Source organism: Paenibacillus sp. 2TAB26 (genome assembly GCF_052115145.1).
Lineage (GTDB): Bacteria > Bacillota > Bacilli > Paenibacillales > Paenibacillaceae > Pristimantibacillus.
The window spans coordinates 1-2,752 of the sequence record NZ_JBFRGC010000066.1; the positions used below are offsets into that span (position 1 = coordinate 1).

General features: G+C 42.0%; 2 protein-coding genes and 1 pseudogene. All 3 read left to right on the forward strand.

Annotated features, from left to right (window positions below):
• Positions 1–651, forward strand: a 651-nt coding sequence (locus tag AB4Z50_RS35755; RefSeq protein WP_441887237.1) for an extracellular solute-binding protein, incomplete at its 5' end; no start/stop codon positions are given.
• A gap of 551 nt (positions 652–1,202) precedes the next feature.
• Positions 1,203–2,261, forward strand: a complete 1,059-nt coding sequence (locus AB4Z50_RS35760; protein ID WP_441887239.1) for a GntR family transcriptional regulator — start codon at positions 1,203–1,205, stop codon at positions 2,259–2,261.
• Positions 2,262–2,424: 163 nt separating this feature from the next.
• Positions 2,425–2,752, forward strand: a pseudogene (locus AB4Z50_RS35765) (ABC transporter substrate-binding protein); the annotation flags it as partial.

The following is a 2,752-nucleotide window of genomic DNA, read 5'->3' on the forward strand; positions in this document are numbered from 1 at the left end:
GACTTCATCGACTATACAACAGGCAAAGTAACGATTGATACACCGGAATTCGCAAAAGCAATGCAATGGGTAGCAGATCTGCGCATCAAGCACAATGTATCGCCGTCGCCGGAGGATGAGAAAGCGATGAATTCGTACTCGCGATTTGTAGCCGGCAAAGTAGGCATGTTCCCAATGGGACCATGGGATCAACCGGGATTTTGGGATTTGCCGTTTGAATGGGATATTGCGGCATGGCCGGTGAATCCGGAGACAGGCAAAGCAGGAACATGGGTTGGCTCAATGGGTTACTCAGTATCCAGCAAATCGAAGCATGCACAAGAAGCGTTTAACTTAGCAGCATTCCTTGCGCTGGATAAAGAAGGACAAAAGCAAAACTACGAGCTTGGGCAAGCGGTGCCAAACTTGATTGATATGGCAAAAGGCGAGTTTGTAGCTTATGACAAAGCACCAGCAAATCGTCAGGTTTTCCTTGATATTATTGAAGATTACGGTCATCCGCCAATTGATTTCGGTTCGAAGGATACGAAGTGGATCGATACGATGTGGCAAGAGGCCGGCAAAGTGTGGGACGGTAAGATGACTGCTGCGGATTGGGCGAAGGAATTGCAGCCGAAGCTTCAAGAGTTGTATGATAAGGGCAATAAATAATAGGATTATGCAATAGTGAGGTTAAGGGGTTGTTTCTAAAGTAGATTATTCTACTTTTGGAACAGCCCTGTTTTTTTTGATGAAGCTTAGGGAGAACGATGTCCTTCCACGTATCATACATATAGTTTACGAACCCAGTAGGTCTTATTTAAACCATTTATTATGGATTAAAATCGTAACGAACTCTATAATCTTTATTTCGAGAAAAGCAGCTCATGGCACCCTCTAAATCAAGATATAACGTTATTGAGGTTCGTTAAAATGAAATAAAAGCAGTTTTCTACATAATAAGCATCATACCGTTCGTTAAAGAAACGATTTGAAGATATTATACACAGCCGACGAGACCAATAATTGAATCTGAAAGGAATAGCCCTCCTAGATAACGTAGAGCAATTTTCACTGAGATGACTGGGGTTTAAGTTTATGCCTTCTTGTATCTCCTAGGAGATCTCGCTCATCTTTATAAAAGATCATCAATTATTCCATTGCAGACAAAATAAAATTAATTTAGTATAATTAATATATTAATATAATGAGAGGACGTCGTTATGAAAAATTTCCCTTTGTATAAGCAAATTCAAGTCGATATTTTAGGGCAAATCAAAGCTGGGAAATTGCGTCCTGGAGATCGTGTCCCTTCCGAGAAGGAGCTTGCGGACAAATATAGAGTAAGCCAAATCACGAGTAAAAACGCGTTGATTGGTTTAGCGGATGAAGGCGTACTCGTTCGAGTACAAGGAAAAGGAACGTTTGTAAGACAGGATGGCGAGACGGCTGAGGATTTAGATGTTTCAAGCCATGTGCGGGACGTCATCGGACTTATTTTACCGTGCATGAAGACGAAGGTGGATCAGAAAATACTGGACTCAATCGAAAAGTACGTAACAGCCAGCGGCTACAACCTACAGGTACGGATTACGAGAGAATCGCAGCTTGAAGAAAGCGCAGCTATTGAATCGATGGTCGCTGCAAGTGTACGCGGATTAATTGTATTTCCGACGGAGGAGGAGCGATACAACGATAGTATTTTACGCTTGTCGCTCGATAAATTTCCGCATGTGCTAATTGATCGTTTTTTGAAAGAGATTCGCACGTACAGCGTCAGCTCGGATAATGTGAATGGGACGGAACAGGCTATCACTCATTTGCTCGACAGCGGCCATGAGCATATTGCCCTTATCACGCCTGAAATTACGAATACAGCGACCGAAGAAAGAGTGATCGGATTCGAAAAAGCATATTTAGCAAAAAAACTTCCGATTAACAAGGATTTGTGGTGTATTCTCAAAATTGAGGATATATCGAGCGGCAATGCGCAGCACATTATTGAAACTTTTATGAGTGAGCGCCCTGAGGTTTCAGCAGCATTCGTTGTCAATGTAGAGTTGACCAACTATACTTATTACGCAGCGAAGAGGCTGAAGAAGTTAGTGCCTGACGATCTCGAGCTCGTTTGTTTTGACCGGCCTGATTTTCAGGATGTATCGTATTTGCAGCAAAATGAAGACGAGATTTGCAAGGTTACCGTTGAATTGCTTCATGCGCAGCTACAAGGGGAGTACGAGCCGCAGCGTATTGTTGTACCTGTAAAATTTTGCAAAATGTAATTAATAGAACATAAAAATACCGTGTGCTGATTTTTAGCGCATGGTATTTTTATATTATATTCAGTATATAAACATATAACAATATAATTTATAATGAATTCATTGGATTAAGCGCTTACAGAGCGCAATAAGTATTCACACAACATAGGGGGCGACAACCGCAATGAAGAGCAAATTATCCACGAAGCTTGGACTTGTAATGCTATTATGCTTTGGAATGCTGCTATCGGCTTGTTCATCAGGTGGAAATGGCAACAGCTCTGCTGCAAATGGAAATACGGGGAATAAAGGCGATGCAGCAACAAACGCACCGCAAGAAAAAGTAAAGATTTCGTTTATGGGTCATGGCAGTCCGCAGGAGAAAGATATATTCGCCAAGCTGATCAAATCATACGAAACGAAATATCCGAACGTAAAGGTAGAGTACACAAGCGTGCCGCCTGCTGAATACAATCAGAAGCTGTCTACGCTGGTTGCATCGGGCAAAACAC

Bases quoted from the DNA above. Each gene is read 5' to 3' on its own strand.
- AB4Z50_RS35760 (WP_441887239.1), top strand. From the start codon at position 1,203: ATGAAAAATTTCCCTTTGTATAAGCAAATTCAAGTCGATATTTTAGGG.